Raw genomic sequence first — 15,623 nt, 5'->3', positions numbered from 1 at the left:
CTATTAGATTAATGATAATACTATCATTTAATTATTGCATTAAGTCTAATGATAGATATTGTATGCGATTTGGCTCGCTATCATTCAGGTATAGTCTTTTGATAAAAAAAGCATGACTAAAAGCCATGCCTTGGGAATTCGTATAACGTGCATTATGTTAATTTTAGGAAATCTTAAAGAATGCATAAGTTTAAAATTATCGCTATGGTAATTTTAGTTTTTATAACCGTATTTAAAGAAAAAGCCGAATAACTTCCAAAAGTTATTCGGCTTTTTCTTTTTTACATTAAAAAAATTGCATGACTGCTTATAATATGTTCAAATAATGATGGTGCCAATTTGGCACCATCACATAAAAGATGTATAATCCATTCATCTTAGCGTGTCGCTGTTTTATGACAGTCCAACGCCGATGAAAAACTGTTATTTCATTCGAATCACTGTGATGTAACCGTTTCAGTCTTAAACAAGGTAAATATTTAATTCAATTAGGAGTTCAAAAGTGATCAATACCAAATTGCATGACAATTCGAGAGAAAGAATTTCAGCAAGAGTTAGCCATGAGATTTATGCAGTTATATCCAAAGCTGCTGAAGTCACAGGGCAAACAATAAATAGTTTTATGGTTCAATCAGCGCTTCAACAGGCACAAGATACTATTGATAAACACAATATGCAGTGGATCAATGTGACTGAAGATCAGGCTGGTTGGTTACAAGCAAAATTAGAAGAGCCAGCAATCGTCAATCCTTATTTACAGGATGCTCTTCGTCTATATGAGGAAACAGCCAACAATGTCAGTAACATTAGCAATTCCATACGCCGATATGGCAAAACAGGAGATCAATGACTTTCGCGAGAAATTTGATTGTGGGGAACCATCACTAAATGAATATTTAGTAAATACGATGGGGCAACATAATAAGAAAGGGATTACACCCTCGTTTCTACTTCCGTCAACAGATCCTTTACACCCGTTAATTGGGTATTACTCTCTAACACATGGACAACTTGACTGTTCTGGTTTAACAGAAAGTACAAAAAAGAAGTTAAAGCTTCCCAATGTTGTTCCAATCCTGCGTTTATCACGACTGGCGATTGATAAGAATTTTGCTAAACAGGGGTTCGGTAAAATTCTAATGGCCGAAGTTTTCTATCGCGCTCAGATATCCAAACAGAATGGTGGTTGTGTTTTTATCGTTGTAGATGCTCTACACGAAGAAGCCAAAAAATACTATGAAGCATATGGCTTTGAATCTATGGTTGATAACCCATTACAGTTATACCTAAAAGTATAAGTTAGATTTGAGCATTCTCTGCTAATCCCAAATTAGCAGAGAATCTTAATAGTCTGCTATAAAAAATTAGGCAGGCATAAAGGCAGGATTAAAAAAGTAAATAATTAGGAAGATAGCAAAAGATCCTCCTGCAATTATTTTAACTCTATTTTCTTCCAATTTAGCCCTTATATCCAAACTAACAAATCCCGGCAAAGTGGCTATTAAAATTGCTAATGATAGCGATACAATTGTTCTCTGAATAAACTGTTGCCATGCAGTTGGTGTCGGAAAAACAAACGCCAAAATAAAAACAATAATAAAACCTACAATACCTACAATGATGAGAACTATATCTTTTAAAGGAAGATCAAGTTCATCTTTAGCATTTTTCACATCAAATCCATGAGTACTTAATTCATTTTTAATGAATTTTTCTTTCAAACTATCACTACCATGACTTGAATACTTCACAACGACTCTTTGAGTATTGGTAAGTGTTTTCGTAGAAAGTACATCCTTCAACTCCATCCCTGAATACTTCAGAAGCAAATCTTTCAAAAGGATGGTGTGAAATACATAGGTTTCTAGAATTGAAAAACAATCATCAGCAAAGCTACTAATTTTAAAACCTCGTAAGTACCTTTTTTCAGCAAGAATATCGTGAGAATATTTTTCAGGTAGACCAAAATATTTAGATGAGACAGACATATAGTCAGAAACATCTAACATCGTTAAACTATCTTCAGCTTTTTTTTCACATACATCCCTAAGCTTATCCATATAAATAGACTTCAGCTCTGAATGCTCTTCTTCAAATTTAGAGTACGAATTATTTTGCACTTTTATTCGCATTAATAGCCATTAACAACAGTGCATTGACGTCTGAATTATCAATACTATCAAGACATAAAACTGTAAATTTATGATCAGGAAAATGTTTATGTAGAAGGCTATTTGCTTGAGCCCTATTTAATGGCTTCTCTGACTCAAGTTTCTTAGCGAAATTCAACCATTCGTTATCTGAAATTTCAGGCGTTACAGAAAGGATTGAAAAATATTCACGTACTTTTCTTTTGAAATTATCAAGACTCATTATTACTTCCCACTCTGGATTGCTAACTGCAACAATAAATTTAAATCAGTATTGTCAACGCCCATACGAGCATGAGTACCAATACTTCGGCAATAGCTACCAACTATTCGTGTCCATTCCGTAAGTGTAGGTTGTCTACCTTGCTGATTAACAATTCTTAAAACATCAGCTCTAATTTGTGAAATTTGAAAATCTGTAGGCTCTGTATAGGACAGACCAAACTTCATTTGTAAGCGATGAGCAAAATCTCTATTGGACATTCTTCACCCAATTCTAATGAATAAAAATTATTTTTAATTTTACAGTGAAATGGTTTTTTTCTTAAGTAATTACTTAAAATCATTCAATAAATAATATACTGACTGAATAGCTACTAGAATTCTAGACACATAAACCATCTCTTATTTAGCTTATTGGTGCAAAGATTGCCTATACAGTTAAATCTATCGCTTTAATATAGTTCATATAATTAAGTTTCCCCCCTAATGTATTAGCATTTTGTACCTCTCTTATATTTTTAAGAGATCGTATTTCTTTGGATAATTTATTACTAGGCCGCAAGCCATCTTTACTTACAGCTATTCCATTGATAAATCTTAATTTTTCACTGAAAAATCTAACTTTATCAGGGTTTATACTATGATTATATCTATTGACTATTTCAGTCACTTTATTTTTGAAACTGTCATTTACAGCAACCCCTGTAAATGAAATATCATCTACATAAATTGTCATTTTTATTTTACGACTAGCAGCTAGTTTATTTAACTCATCAAACATCGGCTTATTAGCCCAAAATGCTAGCATTAAGCTTAATGGACTCCCTGTTGGGATATGGTTATTCACAGTGCATATATCTGCCATGAAATCTGCCACATCTCTTGGGTACTGCAAAAAATAACCAAAAAATTGTTGTACTCTGATACGAGATGTTGAGGGGAAAAAGTTCTCTATATCTATATTTAATGTCGAGCCATGACAATTCACATGTGCTTTAGCATTAAGTACACAAGAAGACTTTTTCTTTGAAAATAAATAATCTGGCGCTGGAATTTCACTAAGTAATATATGAATCTTTCTATGTATCGGCTTTAAAATAAAATTAGGTTCTTCAATATTACGGGTTTTCTTTTTTCCATTTTTTTCAATGGTTTTTGGTGCAAATCGATAAAACTCTTGAACATTCTTAGATATTTCTTTCAGGAGAGATCGCTCTTCTTTCAATACGAAAGCTAAATATTTTTTACTTTTTATGTTGAAAAGTTTTCTCTCCTCGAGAGAAAACTTTTCAACATAGTTTAAAGGAGCATAGCTAAGATTTGTCATTATCAGATAACCATTCCATAAGACGAACAATTTTTTTAGCAGAAGCTAGCCTGAATTTAGTTGCTACTGATAAAGGTTGACCGTCATCTAGTTTTTCTGAAAAAAATAAAAGAGAAGATAGAGGCATATCGAACTGTTTAGAATACTTTTCAAGAATTTCTAAACTAGGTTTTTTTTTACCTTTCTCAATTTCAGATAAATAAGAATTTGATATTCCCAATTGAGTAGATAAATCTGTTTGAGATATGCCGTGATACTTGCGTATAGCAACTAAGGCATCATTAATCATCGTTTGAGTCCCATTGATTGTCTTTTTTAAAGAGAACCATCTAAACAGAGTTCGAAGGGTCATCAAAATCATCGCCACCTAGTACTTTCACGATAACTCGTGCAAGGTAAGTTAACAATTTAATCAAGCCCCACAAGAACTTACGACTAAAAATTTTTTTCTTAATCGTTTGCCATTTAGATGGCATCTGAAAGCTACTGAACATCATTTTATTACTCCATAAATGAACCAAAATTGGTCCCGTTAGCATTTATGGAAATGACACTATGTTTTCAGATTTTCACCCTCTAAAAAGTGACACTTGCTCCGTTAGCAAGTGTCACTACTGTGGTTTTATCGGTCAGATCTTATCGAAAGAACCGTATCCCCCCAGAGTTTGAGGCTAAGCCTCCAAACCTTTCGGTTTAAATAAAAAAACGGGTTATAAGCATCTAGCAGTAACCCAATTAATATGAGTTATTTTTTTCACAAATACAACACTAAAATTCGCTATTTGCGAAATAAATTTGTATCTAAAAAGTAATTCGATCTATACAGAAATCACATGCTCAAACTCAAAGGCTATTCAACATAAAATCTCTTATACGCAGCTATGTTCTAAAAAACCCTAAGATATACGACAACTTAAGACGCTCTTCTCCCGAACAAATATTGATCACAATGAAATATTTATTATGATCATGAGATTACTTTTAATTTCATGGAAATAGTTATGTCAAAAAATGGCAAACAAACGTCAAAAAATGTTGGTTCATTAGCATCTGAGGTATTACGTGATCCTTCATCTTCAGCAATTCAAAAACAGTTAGCTGCTTCAGCCTTATCTCAAGCAAATTCGGATAAGCAAACAGGTAGTACAATGGAAACAAAAGCATCTAATGTCTTACAGAGTGATAAATATAGCGATACCACGAAAACCCTAGCAGCATCAGTACTTGCACAGTCCAACAAGGAAAGATAATTTCAAGGTTAAGAAGCTAGTCTAATGGGCTAGCTTTTTTACTTTCTGAATTTCAAATTTTCGTTTAACACGCCCCTATTAACATATATTCGCATTTCTATTATCAGCTTATGAATGAAGAAAAAGACCCTGAAATTAAATATTTATCAAATGATGAAGACCTATTCCATGTTGAGAAAAAAATTTACCTCCCGACATTCATATTCCAAGAGTTTTTCGTTTTCCTATGCATAACCTTTGGTTCTTATTTTTCCATATTTATTTCGAGTCAAAAGTTTGCAACTGAAGAATCTTTCAGTAAGTCATTTAACTTAGTTTTTGCATTTTTTACGATCGAAAATCTTATAGATACTAGTATTGGATTATTTATCGTTATGGGAATTTTATGCTTTGTAAATCACTTGACTACACACTCGAAACTTAACATACAGCCTATTTTGAACAGACTGATCAGTGCAGTCACAGATTTTTACTATCTAATGTTTTCGACTATTTTAGGTTGTATGTTAGGGCTATTCCACTTTTTACATAAATTCCCCATGATCAAAGAATATGAACAACTTCATCAACTTGCTATAAGTGGCATGATTACTATAGGCTTAGTCGGTTCTACAACTTCAATAGCAATACAGTTTTTCGTACATAAAAATAAAGTACTGCATAAAAAACCAGATTAACTCTGGTTTTTTTGTTCAATCTGATCATTGGCTTCAAACATACCAGGATTGGTAATCCGGATATTGTCCTGACAATTTCCGCAAAGCATCAGCCCTGCAAAAAGCTGTACGTTGTCTCTTGAATCACAGAAAGCACATGGTTTAGAAAGTTGAATAATATTACTCATGATTTTTTCCTTTCAGATAGCTAGCCTTAGCATGAATTTTTCCTTTAGCCTGCATTCCTCGAATCTCATATTTCTCTGTTTGTAGCTTCATAAGAATGCCTATTTGAAACATGTATATTTCCCCCAAATCTCCTAATAAATTTTCATTCAAAGAATTAGCTTGGGTAAATTGATCCAATGACCGATTAATATCTTTTTCAAAATCATTCACAAGTGTTTCAATCCGACTGACTTGTCGCTCAATGCTGGCCATCTGTAAATTACTGGTCAGAAGATCCCGCAGATAAGTCCCTAATTTATCGCCCTTCAACTGAGCCAAACGCTCATATTCTTGTGCAACCTGATTGTCTAATCTGACGGCAACGGTTCGAGTACTGTTCATGAAAAACTCCTATCATTTGTTTTCAATCTAAGCACCTAATTTCTAAAAAGTAACTATCAAATATAAGTAAACACTGTGTTAAGTTTTAATGATTACAGGTTAAATAGCTAATATAAAAAGAGAAATTCACATAAAAGCGTAAACAAAGGTGATTACAATCTATCTTATTGTTTTGTAAGTAAATATTGCACTTTATTCGCAATAAAAAGTGTTTACAGCTAAGTCTATGAAAGATAACAAAAATCATGCTAAAAGCGTAAACGCTTTCCAGGCAGATGAAAAATCGCTGTATCCCTTATAGCATAAGGCTTTGGAGCTTTTATCTTTAGATGCGTGGTGTGTGAACCAAAAATTGCCGGTATGTACCGGCTCCCAATCCATTTCATTGACTGAACTGACAGTAAAGATAGTGCTTGGCCAAAAGAGATCCTGGCTATTGTGTTTCTAAGAGAAAAATCTATAAGCGCAAACTCTAGCCTACAGATCAAAAATAAAACCCAAGTTAAAACGCTCTTACACGCGATTTCAGCCACATTTTTACTTAGGATATAGAATCCACTATTGAAATGAGTAATCAGGTCAAAAAACGCAAATGAGCGCCAAATAGAGGCTATTTTTATCCTAATCGGGATGAATAGAGCGAGTGTCTACGAGCGAAGCAACAAAATTCGCACCTCGACTCTCTGAAAAACAGCTTTTTAGGCTGTGAAGCCTAAATAAGCGTAAATCACATGCAGAAAATTGAGCCTAGATTGAGCGTAGCGAGTAAAAAAGCTTTATGAGCGAAGCGAATTCCGAGTTGCTTTTGCTTTGCCTTTGCTTTTTCTAAAAGTCACAACAGGATGATCTAAAAAATTGCCCCAGGAATCGAGCGAAAGCGAGATTCAATAGAGTTTGAGCGTAGCGAAAACCAAGGGCAATTTTTCATTCCCAATGCTTTTAATAATTTTTAATGCTTTTAAATGCTTTTAGATCTGCTGTAAGCCTTTATACATAAGGATTTAAGAGCTTATATCACTACGTTTATCGACCCATATCACTACGTTTATCGACCCATATCACTACGTTTATCGACCCATATCACTACGTTTATCGACCATTTGACTACTTCAATATTTAATGTAGTATTACTACATCATAAAATGATGTAGTAATAAGAATAATGAAAGACTTAGTTGTCAAAGATAATGCTTTAATTAATGCTAGTTATAACCTTGATTTAGTTGAGCAAAGGCTAGTGCTATTAGCAATCATTGAAGCCAGACAAACAGGTAAAGGAATCAATGCTAATGATGCATTGGTAATTCATGCATCAAGTTATATTGAGAATTTCGGTGTAGAGAAACATACGGCTTATGCTGTTTTGAAAGAGGCAAGTAAGGTCTTATTTGATAGGAGATTTACTTATCAATCTTTAACAGATAAAGGGAATGTAAAAACTACTCATAGCCGTTGGGTAAGCGAAATTAGCTATATTGATAATGAAGCATCAGTAAGTCTTATCTTTTCACCCGCTGTCGTCCCATTAATTACAAGGCTTGAGGAAAGGTTTACTAGCTATGAATTAAAGCAAGTAAGTCAATTGACAAGCAGATATGCCACTAGACTTTACGAACTATTAGTTGCTTGGCGCACTACTGGTCAAACTCCAGTATTTGAAATTTCAGAATTTAGGCAGCAACTTGGTATTGCGGATGATGAATACACGCGCTCAGATAATTTCAAAAGAAGAGTTCTAGATATAGCTATATCCCAAATCAATACTTTTACAGACATCAAAGTTAAATCCGAACAGCATAAAACTGGGCGATCAATCTCAGGCTATAGTTTTTCATTTAAGCCAAAGACATCAGTTAAAAATATTTCTAAAACAAGCAGTGAACAGCTAGAACTGATTAGCCAATTGACAGATAAACAGATTCTTTTGTTCTCTGGTAAGTTAGCTTATGAACCCACATTCGCATCAAAATACAGTAAAGCTGGTGAAAGCTATGATGACTTTATAATTAGAATATCTGGAGACTTAACAGATCCTAAAAAAATTAAAGAATATTCTCCATATCTAAAAGAATTAGGATTTAAATAGGTTTGTAAATTGACATTGTCAATTTAACAGTGAAGTATTAACTCAATTTACCCCCAGTTTACAACATGAAAAAATTATCAGTTTCAGAATTAGCTAAGCTGTATGGATATTCAAGACAAGCTATATATGCTCATATAAATAAAGGGAATTTATCGAAAGGTTCTGATGGTTTAATTGACTTTTCAGAAGCTTTAAGAGTATTTGGAGAGCCTCAAAATAAAGCAGCCAATGTCAATCAAAGTCAATCAACTAACAGTCAAAACTTGACGGAAGTTGACTTACTAAAACGACAAGTTGACATACTTGAAAAACAATTGAATCAAGCTTTACTTAGAGAGAATCAATCATTAGAACGTGAATCTTTCTATCAAGAACAAATTGAAGCTATGCAACGCTTATTAGAGGCCCCAAAACCTCATATCCCTACGTCTATCGATCCAGAGCCTACTCAGGCTGAGCCGATGACAGAGGAAAAAGAAGAAGTTATTGCCATGCCGCAGAAAGAACTGGAGGCGACTGAAAATAAGCGAATTCCAGTGCCGGAGCACGTTGAACAGCAACCGGAGAAAAGGGGCTTTTGGAGCCGTTTTTTTAGACCCTATGATTAACCACGATTGTTTAACTAATATGAACAAAGTTGTGAAACATTGATTAAAGAATAGGCGTGGAACGTGAAAAATCATAAAAAAAGCCCACCAGAGGGTATGTGGGCTAAAATCATGTAACTACAGCATTGATTTCTAAGGAAAATTAGAACACATTTCGTATAAGGTGTATTATGTTAATTTTAGATAAACTATAGAATCCATTAGTTTTTAAACCAATAAATTAAATATTTTATGGAACTCCAGAATATTTATTCAGGCGATACTTAAGCAATAAGGGTAGGGTGATTACATAAAGTATTGCAGCTAATGCCCATACCATTCCAGGAGCTGATGCCTGAGTCATAAAATAGAGGCTAGTAACTAATACAGGACCAATTATAGCCCCCAGACTATTAAAACTGCTTAATAGCCCTTGTAATTCACCTTGTCTTTCATCACTAATACCTCTGGACATCATTGCTTGCAAAGCAGGAACGGCTACTCCACCAAGGGCAAACAATGGTAACAACGCAAAAGGCACCCATTCTTCAACAGCAATAGATAAAAGAAGTAAACCAATTGCATCGCAAGCTATTCCACATAACAACGTATTTTTCTCTCCAAACCTCTTTACCATAGGGGCGATAGCAAAAGCCTGTGCAATAGAATGGCATATTCCATAACTAGCAAGGGAAACACCTGCAATAAATATACTCCAGCCATAACGATCCTGCCCATAGATAACCCATAAAGTTGCGGGGACTTGTGAAACCAATGTGATAATTAAAAAGATACCAAGCAATGGAGCCATATTAGGTTGAGTGATCAAATAGGATAATTTCTTTAATATTGATTGCTCCTGAACCTTCTCAGTCATTTTATTGCTGTGTTTTGATTCTTTTAATAAGACTGCTGTCATTATTAAATTAATCCCATTCATAAAAGCAGCAGCAAAGAACGGTGCATGTAAGTTCCATTCACCCAAAACTCCACCTATTACCGGACCCGCTATAAACCCAATACCAAAGACAGCTCCAAGGAGACCAAACCTTTTTGCACGCTCATGGGCTGGAGTAATATCTGAAACATAAGCTGTTGCAACAGCCATGTTGGCACCTGTAATTCCCGCAAAAATACGACCAATATATAGCCACAATAGAGAAGGAGCAGCAGCCATTAGGAGATAATCAGCCGTTGCACCAGCAATTGAAATAATTAATACAGGTCGACGTCCAAATCGGTCACTCAACGCTCCAAGGATAGGTGCAAAAATGAACTGCATCAGAGCATACACAGCTAATAAAGCACCATAGTGAACACCGCCTGCTTCAGCTCCAGCCAATGACCGTAATAATTCAGGCAAGATCGGCATAATTAAACCAATCCCAACAGCATCCAGAAATATAGTGATTAAAATCACGCTCAATGATTTCTTCACAAATGCCTTCTCTAGCAATGATAGAATTAATATTCTCTCACACACTCCCTATCAGTGATAGATTTATGAGTAAAAAAGATATTGCACCTCAACGTCTGACACGTGAAATAGTCCTGCGTACCGCATTGGATATGTTGAATGAAGAAGGCATAGATTCAATAACCACACGCAAGCTAGCTCAACGATTGGGTATTAAATCTCCAACTCTATATTGGCATTTCAAGAATAAATCCTTGTTAATGGAAGCAATGGCGGAAACCATTATAAATGAACACCATTTAGTTTCTTTACCCATCGATGGGATGACATGGCAAGATTGGTTGCTCGCTAATTCTGTAAGCTTTCGTCGAGCACTACTAGCTTACCGTGATGGTGCTCGTCTACATGCAAGAACTAGCCCCAGTCAAGGACATTTCAACACGATTGAGGCCCAAGTTGCGCTGTTATCTCATGCTGGGTTTTCTCCTGTTGAAGCAGTTGCATTACTTATGACATTAGGAAGGTTTATTGTTGGGTGGGTCCTTGAGGAGCAGCAAGAAGAAATAAGATCAGACCCACCATTCGAAGCCGATCCAACTATATATCCACTCATGCTCCAAGGAGTGAATACCTTACAAAATATGAATGCGGATGACATTTTTGAAAATGGGATTCGTATGGTGATTATCGGTGCTGAAAGACAACTTGATATTAAAATGCAAACTTAACTCTATACTGCTTTAAGCAACTGTTCTATTTAGTAATAAAGCTTTTATCCTTAATTATTTAACATAATAGAGCTTATACGAAACGTGTTTTTAATATTACTTTAAGATCAGTATCTTATCGTTATTCATACCCTTTGGAACGTTCTCGTTCAACCGACTTGGAAACAAGTCGGTTTCTTTTTAAGCAAAACTGTAACTTTTAGCCAATAAAATTGATCAAAAAACATTCTTTTTTGCATTTTTTCCTGATTTATCAAGGTTCACAATTCAGAAATAATCCCCAATTTCTGCGGACAACTCTTGGGATAAAATAAGCCAGCTTTGTAAGCTAAAACTTACATGGATTTAAGGATTTTGCGGATTGGTAATCCAAGGCATTAGCCCTATGATGAATACATAAGGGAACTGGATGTTTCCAGAAAACAAGAATAAGAAAATAGCGCAAGGAATGGGCAGCACGAGATCAGTAAGACGAGCACCCCGATATGAAAAAGCCCGACAGGATGTCGGGCTTTTTTATTCTCTATTTTTTAGATTAAGCTTGTAAATGTATATACAATGAGAATTAAAGTTTCTATTGGTCCTATTAAATAGCATTTTGCCACTTCTAGATTCAATCCTAATCAAAATAGTGAGTAATTATGATCCCTTCTTATGAAAATTTTAAAGATTTTAAAGATGCTGGTGAAAAAATTTTAGAGTATTTACATAATCACTTAGGCTTTGCTTTATGGATGATTACTCGTACTGAAAGTAATGATTGGATAGTTTTGCAAGCTAAAGATCATGGATATGGAGTACAGGCAGGACAGGTCTTCAATTGGGCTGACTCATACTGCTCTAAGATGGTATTAGATAAAGGGCCACGCATAGCACCTGATTCGAAAAAGATTCCACTGTATGTAGAAGCAGGCATCAACAAACTGGTCGATATAAACGCCTATATTGGGCAACCTTTATTCAATGAGGATGGTTCTATTTTCGGCACATTATGTGCTATTGATCCATCAGTACAGCCTCAAAGCATAGAACAACATAGTGATCTATTAGAGCTATTAAGTTTATTACTTAGTCGAATTTTACAAAATGAACTTAAAATTAATGAACAAAAAAGAGTTAGTGAAAAGCTTGAAATGGATTCATTAACCGATCATTTAACGGGTGTTTTTAATCGTCGTGCTTGGGATACATTTTTGGATTTAGAGGAAGATCGATGTAAAACGTACGGACATCCAACCACAGTGGTTATGATAGATTTAAATAACTTAAAAGCTATAAACGATAAATTTGGTCATTCGGCTGGAGACCAGATGATCCAAAAAACGGCCCAAATCTTAAAGAAAAATGTACGCTCCAATGATTTAGTCGCGCGTTTAGGAGGAGATGAGTTTGGCATTCTAAATATTGAAACGACTTTAGAAAATACTCAGAAATTGGTGAATCGGCTTTTAAAGTCCTTACAAAATGCTGGAATTAATGCTGCTGTTGGTGTTGCGGCACGTGAACCAAGTAAAAATTTACGAATGGCAGTAATTGAAGCAGATGAAAAAATGTATCAGCATAAACGTCAAATTAAAGTCATCATTTGATGATTCCATAGAACAGGATGTTTGAGGATCTAAAACAATAATCGTAAGTAAGACACTTGGATTGTGAAGCTAGACAGGAGTCTTGCTTGAGCAGTAAGCTCATTTGAAGTTTTTCTAAAATTAACATAATGGGCGTTATACGAAACGCATATAAAAATAGTTTTATATTTCAAAAAGTTATGTTATAAAAAATCGGGGACGCAAACCCGAAAAGCCGACTTGGAAACAAGTCGGCTTTTTTATGAGCAGTTTTGATAGTTCTTGCCAATAAGATTGGTTGAAAAATAGTCAATTTTGAGGTTTTTCAAATTTTATCAATGCCTCAATGTCCCAAATTATCCACATTTTTTGTGGATAAAATTTAGGCTATTTTGTACGCCCTGGCTTACGTGAATGTCGGCCCTTTGCGGCTATCCGGAATACTGGAATTTTCCTATGATGAACTTATCGGGAACAGGAAGTTCCATACAAGAATAACAAGAGATAAGCACAAGGACTGTAAGGTACGACAGGAGTTATACCGAGCGAACCCATACGAAAAACCCCGGCAGGATACCGGGGTTTTTTCATATTGGTTCGAATAATTCGTATTATGATGATTTCAGAAAAGTTTTATAGTTTTCTAGATACGATTGCTTCCACGATGCCTAAAATTTCATATTCTGTATCCAAAAATTCAAAGTGCTTAAATTTATTAGGAATAGATTCAATAAAGATATTTGGTTCTCCTACTTCGATTTTCACAGTACCTAATCTTGGGAATTCACCTTGATCAAGTGAAGCATATATAATTTGAACACCATCTTTCAGATCCTCTTGAAGATCAAAACCAAAATTTATTATTAAGATTTGCTCATAATTATTATAAATATCCGAAGTGGATAAGCTTAAATTATAAGGAAGCTTTACTGCGACAAAATGAAAACTTGGAGCAACATATGGAATAAACAAATTTAAATCACTAGAGTGATTTTTACTCGATGGGTTCTCCGTATAGGCCAGTTGCCCAAATGTTATGTGACTTCTTAAACTCAGTCTTTCCCATTCATTTATATATAATAACTGGGTCTTCTTGATTAGGTTTTCCTGAAACTCTTTCTTACTTTTAGAAAAATATTTTTTAGTTTCTCGACTATGACCATGTAATAGAAAGTAAGGATCACTATCTAAACACTCTGCCAATTTTTCTAAGGTTTCAGATCTAGGGATTGAGTGGCCCGATTCATATAAAGAAATATTCCTTACAGCAATCCTACAACATTGAGCTAATTCCTCTTGAGTAACGCCTTTTATTCTACGAGAGTCTCTCAATCTCATAGCAAAATCTGAATTAGGACCGCTTATTAAATGTGCCATTTCCCCGCACCCATTGAAATATCATATAAATCAAAAATAACATCATATTATAAATAATACAAACATCATATATGAAGTTATCTGTTGACAAAAAAATCAAAATACATCATTTTATGCTTAAGATTTCATGTTGAGTTAAAAGGTGGAGTATGTCAATGAAAGATGGAATTAAACAGTGGGTAGGTAGTGCTTTAGATGCAAAGGATGAAGTTGCTGAAGAACTATTAGACCTAGGATTAGCCCCTAAAGAAGCATTAAAAGTTTCAACATACTTAGTTAAGAAGTCTGTTGATGAAACGCTTGAACGACATTTACAAAATAAGAATGCAGCGGAAATTACTAGTACTCTTAGTAATGATGCTACAAGAAATCCTCTTGTGTCTTAATTAAAATTTATTACAGTAATCACAAAATAATAAGGCTCAGCATTTGCTGAGCCTTATTATTTTACGGTTTTTTTTAAATGGTAGATGCATCTACAGAATTAGCTACGGAGTCATCAACTTCTATTAATTTGAAATTCTCGATTCCAACTAAAACACTAGGCCTAGCTTCTGTTTTAGGCGAACCCATATGACCTGCTACCACATCTATATCTAATCCTAAAATATATTTCCCTTCGGAAATGCCATTTTCTTTAAGAAGAATTTTTGTCATTTCTTCTATAGAAACATTAATTTGTTTTTTACTCATAATATTTACTTATATTTTAAGACAAAGCATTAACAACAAAACCATGTGTATCAAACTTTTCAGACGTCGAACTTTGCTTTCGATCTGTTTGATAAGCGATAGTGATGACACAATCATTTAACTCATCGATAGAAGAGTTAAGGTTTTGAATTGAGGAATGAATTTCTTCACCATGATGTACATAGTACTCAAGAGCCTGAGTCACATATTGGTTCAAGGAAATATCGAGTAAAGTAGACTTCTTAGATATCTCTTTATGTAATTCAGGAGATACTCGAACATTGAATGTTCCACTTAAAGATTTATCTGGATCAACGCCCAAGAATTTACAATCTTCAAGATATTCATCTACAGCTTCATGAAAGGCATTTTCGATATCAATAGCACTATCAGCTTCGTAAGTGATGATATCTCTAATAAATAGGATCTTACCATGTAGAATTTTATCGTTAGAATCAAACTCTAAGGATCCTATATAACCTTTATATGGACCTAAGTTCTTCATCTTAATTTTCCTTTAAAAAGGTAATCATTAAGTATAAAAAAAGCTTCTGATTCATTCTTCCAATGAATTAGGAGCTTTCTTTATCACGTTTAACTTGATCTATCGCTTCAATTGCATTGGCAATTTGATAGCCCTTTAACACGTCATCAGGATGGGATCTTGATAACTTTACCTTTAGTCCAGTTTCTGGATGATAAAAAGTAAAGTGAGACCCTTTTGCTTTACGTGTTAATACGGTGAAACCATACTGTTTCATCAAGGTAACTAAATCGTCCCAAGGAAAGCTAACGGGCTTTGGTTTAGCTCGTAGTTTTTGTTCTAGCTTATCGCTTTGGCTCATAATTATAATGCCTTAATAAAACTCTATTAGCAACTAAAAAATAGTTGCAACCTTATATTCATTATTTTAAAGGATCTTTTATGAAATGCACATAGGAAAATTCTATTTCAGAAAATCAAAGTTACACTAAAAAATTAAATATTTGAT

General features: G+C 34.4%; 21 protein-coding genes. 9 read left to right on the top strand and 12 right to left on the bottom strand.

The window, feature by feature from the left end; genetic code table 11:
• Positions 1-502: 502 nt before the first annotated feature.
• Both ACWGQ2_RS18270 and ACWGQ2_RS18265 read left to right on the top strand, forming a co-directional pair.
• On the top strand, positions 503-850 hold the full coding sequence (locus tag ACWGQ2_RS18270) for a type II toxin-antitoxin system TacA family antitoxin (protein ID WP_016659742.1): 348 nt from the start codon (positions 503-505) through the stop codon (positions 848-850).
• Positions 795-1,298: a GNAT family N-acetyltransferase gene (locus ACWGQ2_RS18265; RefSeq protein WP_159455817.1), complete on the top strand. Its 504-nt coding sequence runs from the start codon at positions 795-797 to the stop codon at positions 1,296-1,298. The genes ACWGQ2_RS18270 and ACWGQ2_RS18265 overlap by 56 nt, the downstream gene beginning before the upstream one ends.
• Positions 1,299-1,364: 66 nt before the next feature.
• On the opposite strand, the gene ACWGQ2_RS18260 is transcribed toward ACWGQ2_RS18265, so the two are convergent.
• The 5 genes from ACWGQ2_RS18260 to ACWGQ2_RS18240 form a co-directional block, all read right to left on the bottom strand.
• Complete coding sequence (locus ACWGQ2_RS18260; protein WP_139843130.1) at positions 1,365-2,060, bottom strand: hypothetical protein; 696 nt, start codon at positions 2,058-2,060, stop codon at positions 1,365-1,367.
• Positions 2,061-2,109: 49 nt separating this feature from the next.
• Positions 2,110-2,373, bottom strand: coding sequence for a hypothetical protein (locus tag ACWGQ2_RS18255; protein WP_086249600.1), 264 nt, complete (start codon positions 2,371-2,373; stop codon positions 2,110-2,112).
• Positions 2,374-2,375: 2 nt separating this feature from the next.
• Positions 2,376-2,633 carry a hypothetical protein gene (locus ACWGQ2_RS18250; RefSeq protein WP_086249601.1) on the bottom strand — a complete coding sequence of 86 codons (258 nt, stop codon included), beginning with the start codon at positions 2,631-2,633 and terminating at the stop codon, positions 2,376-2,378.
• Between the two features lie 169 nt (positions 2,634-2,802).
• Entirely contained in the window at positions 2,803-3,699 is an 897-nt protein-coding gene (locus tag ACWGQ2_RS18245; RefSeq protein WP_086249602.1) for a reverse transcriptase family protein, read from the bottom strand.
• Positions 3,686-3,988 (bottom strand): helix-turn-helix domain-containing protein, encoded by a 303-nt coding sequence (locus ACWGQ2_RS18240; protein ID WP_016659748.1) that lies wholly within the window; start codon positions 3,986-3,988, stop codon positions 3,686-3,688. The genes ACWGQ2_RS18245 and ACWGQ2_RS18240 overlap by 14 nt, the downstream gene beginning before the upstream one ends.
• Positions 3,989-4,688: 700 nt before the next feature.
• Between ACWGQ2_RS18240 and ACWGQ2_RS18235 the strand changes: the two genes are divergently transcribed.
• Both ACWGQ2_RS18235 and ACWGQ2_RS18230 read left to right on the top strand, forming a co-directional pair.
• On the top strand, positions 4,689-4,949 hold the full coding sequence (locus ACWGQ2_RS18235) for a hypothetical protein (RefSeq protein ID WP_086249603.1): 261 nt from the start codon (positions 4,689-4,691) through the stop codon (positions 4,947-4,949).
• 110 nt (positions 4,950-5,059) lie between these two features.
• A complete protein-coding gene (locus ACWGQ2_RS18230) occupies positions 5,060-5,626 on the top strand; it encodes a hypothetical protein (protein WP_016165575.1) in 567 nt (188 codons plus the stop codon).
• On the opposite strand, the gene ACWGQ2_RS18225 is transcribed toward ACWGQ2_RS18230, so the two are convergent.
• Together ACWGQ2_RS18225 and ACWGQ2_RS18220 are read right to left on the bottom strand one after the other, a co-directional pair.
• On the bottom strand, positions 5,623-5,793 hold the full coding sequence (locus ACWGQ2_RS18225; RefSeq protein WP_171291932.1) for a hypothetical protein: 171 nt from the start codon (positions 5,791-5,793) through the stop codon (positions 5,623-5,625). The two genes, ACWGQ2_RS18230 and ACWGQ2_RS18225, sit on opposite strands and share 4 nt — an antisense overlap.
• Positions 5,786-6,175: a hypothetical protein gene (locus tag ACWGQ2_RS18220; RefSeq protein ID WP_060513603.1), complete on the bottom strand. Its 390-nt coding sequence runs from the start codon at positions 6,173-6,175 to the stop codon at positions 5,786-5,788. The genes ACWGQ2_RS18225 and ACWGQ2_RS18220 overlap by 8 nt, the downstream gene beginning before the upstream one ends.
• 1,162 nt (positions 6,176-7,337) lie before the next feature.
• Between ACWGQ2_RS18220 and repM the strand changes: the two genes are divergently transcribed.
• A complete protein-coding gene (repM, locus tag ACWGQ2_RS18215) occupies positions 7,338-8,261 on the top strand; it encodes a replication initiation protein RepM (protein WP_017397217.1) in 924 nt (307 codons plus the stop codon).
• A 65-nt stretch (positions 8,262-8,326) separates the two neighbouring features.
• Positions 8,327-8,869, top strand: coding sequence for a plasmid replication DNA-binding protein (locus tag ACWGQ2_RS18210; protein WP_308954927.1), 543 nt, complete (start codon positions 8,327-8,329; stop codon positions 8,867-8,869).
• Positions 8,870-9,098: 229 nt separating this feature from the next.
• Here the strand turns inward: ACWGQ2_RS18210 and tet(39) are convergent, their stop codons facing one another.
• Entirely contained in the window at positions 9,099-10,286 is a 1,188-nt protein-coding gene (tet(39), locus tag ACWGQ2_RS18205) for a tetracycline efflux MFS transporter Tet(39) (protein ID WP_004856455.1), read from the bottom strand.
• Between tet(39) and ACWGQ2_RS18200 the strand changes: the two genes are divergently transcribed.
• Positions 10,274-10,993: a TetR/AcrR family transcriptional regulator C-terminal domain-containing protein gene (locus tag ACWGQ2_RS18200; protein ID WP_213064462.1), complete on the top strand. Its 720-nt coding sequence runs from the start codon at positions 10,274-10,276 to the stop codon at positions 10,991-10,993. The genes tet(39) and ACWGQ2_RS18200 overlap by 13 nt on opposite strands.
• A 641-nt stretch (positions 10,994-11,634) precedes the next feature.
• Complete coding sequence (locus ACWGQ2_RS18195) at positions 11,635-12,582, top strand: sensor domain-containing diguanylate cyclase (protein WP_279697531.1); 948 nt, start codon at positions 11,635-11,637, stop codon at positions 12,580-12,582.
• 612 nt (positions 12,583-13,194) lie between these two features.
• Here ACWGQ2_RS18195 and ACWGQ2_RS18190 read toward each other — a convergent pair.
• The gene (locus ACWGQ2_RS18190; protein ID WP_279697530.1) at positions 13,195-13,938 is read right to left on the bottom strand and encodes a helix-turn-helix domain-containing protein; all 744 of its coding nucleotides are present in this window, start codon (positions 13,936-13,938) and stop codon (positions 13,195-13,197) included.
• A gap of 149 nt (positions 13,939-14,087) precedes the next feature.
• Here ACWGQ2_RS18190 and ACWGQ2_RS18185 point away from each other — a divergent pair, with 149 nt between their 5' ends.
• Positions 14,088-14,324: a hypothetical protein gene (locus ACWGQ2_RS18185; RefSeq protein WP_452019638.1), complete on the top strand. Its 237-nt coding sequence runs from the start codon at positions 14,088-14,090 to the stop codon at positions 14,322-14,324.
• A gap of 73 nt (positions 14,325-14,397) precedes the next feature.
• Here the strand turns inward: ACWGQ2_RS18185 and ACWGQ2_RS18180 are convergent, their stop codons facing one another.
• From ACWGQ2_RS18180 to ACWGQ2_RS18170, 3 genes are all read right to left on the bottom strand, one after another.
• Complete coding sequence (locus tag ACWGQ2_RS18180) at positions 14,398-14,631, bottom strand: hypothetical protein (RefSeq protein WP_279697528.1); 234 nt, start codon at positions 14,629-14,631, stop codon at positions 14,398-14,400.
• 16 nt (positions 14,632-14,647) lie between these two features.
• Positions 14,648-15,136, bottom strand: a complete 489-nt coding sequence (locus ACWGQ2_RS18175; RefSeq protein ID WP_279697527.1) for a type II toxin-antitoxin system HicB family antitoxin — start codon at positions 15,134-15,136, stop codon at positions 14,648-14,650.
• Positions 15,137-15,203: 67 nt separating this feature from the next.
• Positions 15,204-15,476, bottom strand: coding sequence for a type II toxin-antitoxin system HicA family toxin (locus ACWGQ2_RS18170; RefSeq protein WP_018680114.1), 273 nt, complete (start codon positions 15,474-15,476; stop codon positions 15,204-15,206).
• Between the last annotated feature and the right edge of the window lie 147 nt (positions 15,477-15,623).

This window comes from Arthrobacter sp. NPDC055585 (assembly GCF_053619115.1).
The sequence above is the reverse complement of the archived record's forward strand: the minus strand, read 5'-3'. Positions and strand labels throughout refer to the sequence as shown.

Excerpts from the sequence above, each read along its gene's own strand:
- ACWGQ2_RS18265 (WP_159455817.1), top strand. The coding sequence starts at position 795 with ATGTCAGTAACATTAGCAATTCCATACGCCGATATGGCAAAACAGGAG.
- ACWGQ2_RS18260 (WP_139843130.1), bottom strand. The coding sequence starts at position 2,060 with ATGGATAAGCTTAGGGATGTATGTGAAAAAAAAGCTGAAGATAGTTTA.
- ACWGQ2_RS18255 (WP_086249600.1), bottom strand. The coding sequence starts at position 2,373 with ATGAGTCTTGATAATTTCAAAAGAAAAGTACGTGAATATTTTTCAATC.
- ACWGQ2_RS18250 (WP_086249601.1), bottom strand. The coding sequence starts at position 2,633 with ATGTCCAATAGAGATTTTGCTCATCGCTTACAAATGAAGTTTGGTCTG.
- ACWGQ2_RS18245 (WP_086249602.1), bottom strand. The coding sequence starts at position 3,699 with ATGACAAATCTTAGCTATGCTCCTTTAAACTATGTTGAAAAGTTTTCT.
- ACWGQ2_RS18240 (WP_016659748.1), bottom strand. The coding sequence starts at position 3,988 with ATGATTAATGATGCCTTAGTTGCTATACGCAAGTATCACGGCATATCT.
- ACWGQ2_RS18235 (WP_086249603.1), top strand. The coding sequence starts at position 4,689 with ATGGAAATAGTTATGTCAAAAAATGGCAAACAAACGTCAAAAAATGTT.
- ACWGQ2_RS18230 (WP_016165575.1), top strand. The coding sequence starts at position 5,060 with ATGAATGAAGAAAAAGACCCTGAAATTAAATATTTATCAAATGATGAA.
- ACWGQ2_RS18225 (WP_171291932.1), bottom strand. The coding sequence starts at position 5,793 with ATGAGTAATATTATTCAACTTTCTAAACCATGTGCTTTCTGTGATTCA.
- ACWGQ2_RS18220 (WP_060513603.1), bottom strand. The coding sequence starts at position 6,175 with ATGAACAGTACTCGAACCGTTGCCGTCAGATTAGACAATCAGGTTGCA.
- repM (WP_017397217.1), top strand. The coding sequence starts at position 7,338 with ATGAAAGACTTAGTTGTCAAAGATAATGCTTTAATTAATGCTAGTTAT.
- ACWGQ2_RS18210 (WP_308954927.1), top strand. The coding sequence starts at position 8,327 with ATGAAAAAATTATCAGTTTCAGAATTAGCTAAGCTGTATGGATATTCA.
- ACWGQ2_RS18200 (WP_213064462.1), top strand. The coding sequence starts at position 10,274 with ATGATTTCTTCACAAATGCCTTCTCTAGCAATGATAGAATTAATATTC.
- ACWGQ2_RS18195 (WP_279697531.1), top strand. The coding sequence starts at position 11,635 with ATGATCCCTTCTTATGAAAATTTTAAAGATTTTAAAGATGCTGGTGAA.
- ACWGQ2_RS18190 (WP_279697530.1), bottom strand. The coding sequence starts at position 13,938 with ATGGCACATTTAATAAGCGGTCCTAATTCAGATTTTGCTATGAGATTG.
- ACWGQ2_RS18185 (WP_452019638.1), top strand. The coding sequence starts at position 14,088 with ATGTCAATGAAAGATGGAATTAAACAGTGGGTAGGTAGTGCTTTAGAT.
- ACWGQ2_RS18180 (WP_279697528.1), bottom strand. The coding sequence starts at position 14,631 with ATGAGTAAAAAACAAATTAATGTTTCTATAGAAGAAATGACAAAAATT.
- ACWGQ2_RS18175 (WP_279697527.1), bottom strand. The coding sequence starts at position 15,136 with ATGAAGAACTTAGGTCCATATAAAGGTTATATAGGATCCTTAGAGTTT.
- ACWGQ2_RS18170 (WP_018680114.1), bottom strand. The coding sequence starts at position 15,476 with ATGAGCCAAAGCGATAAGCTAGAACAAAAACTACGAGCTAAACCAAAG.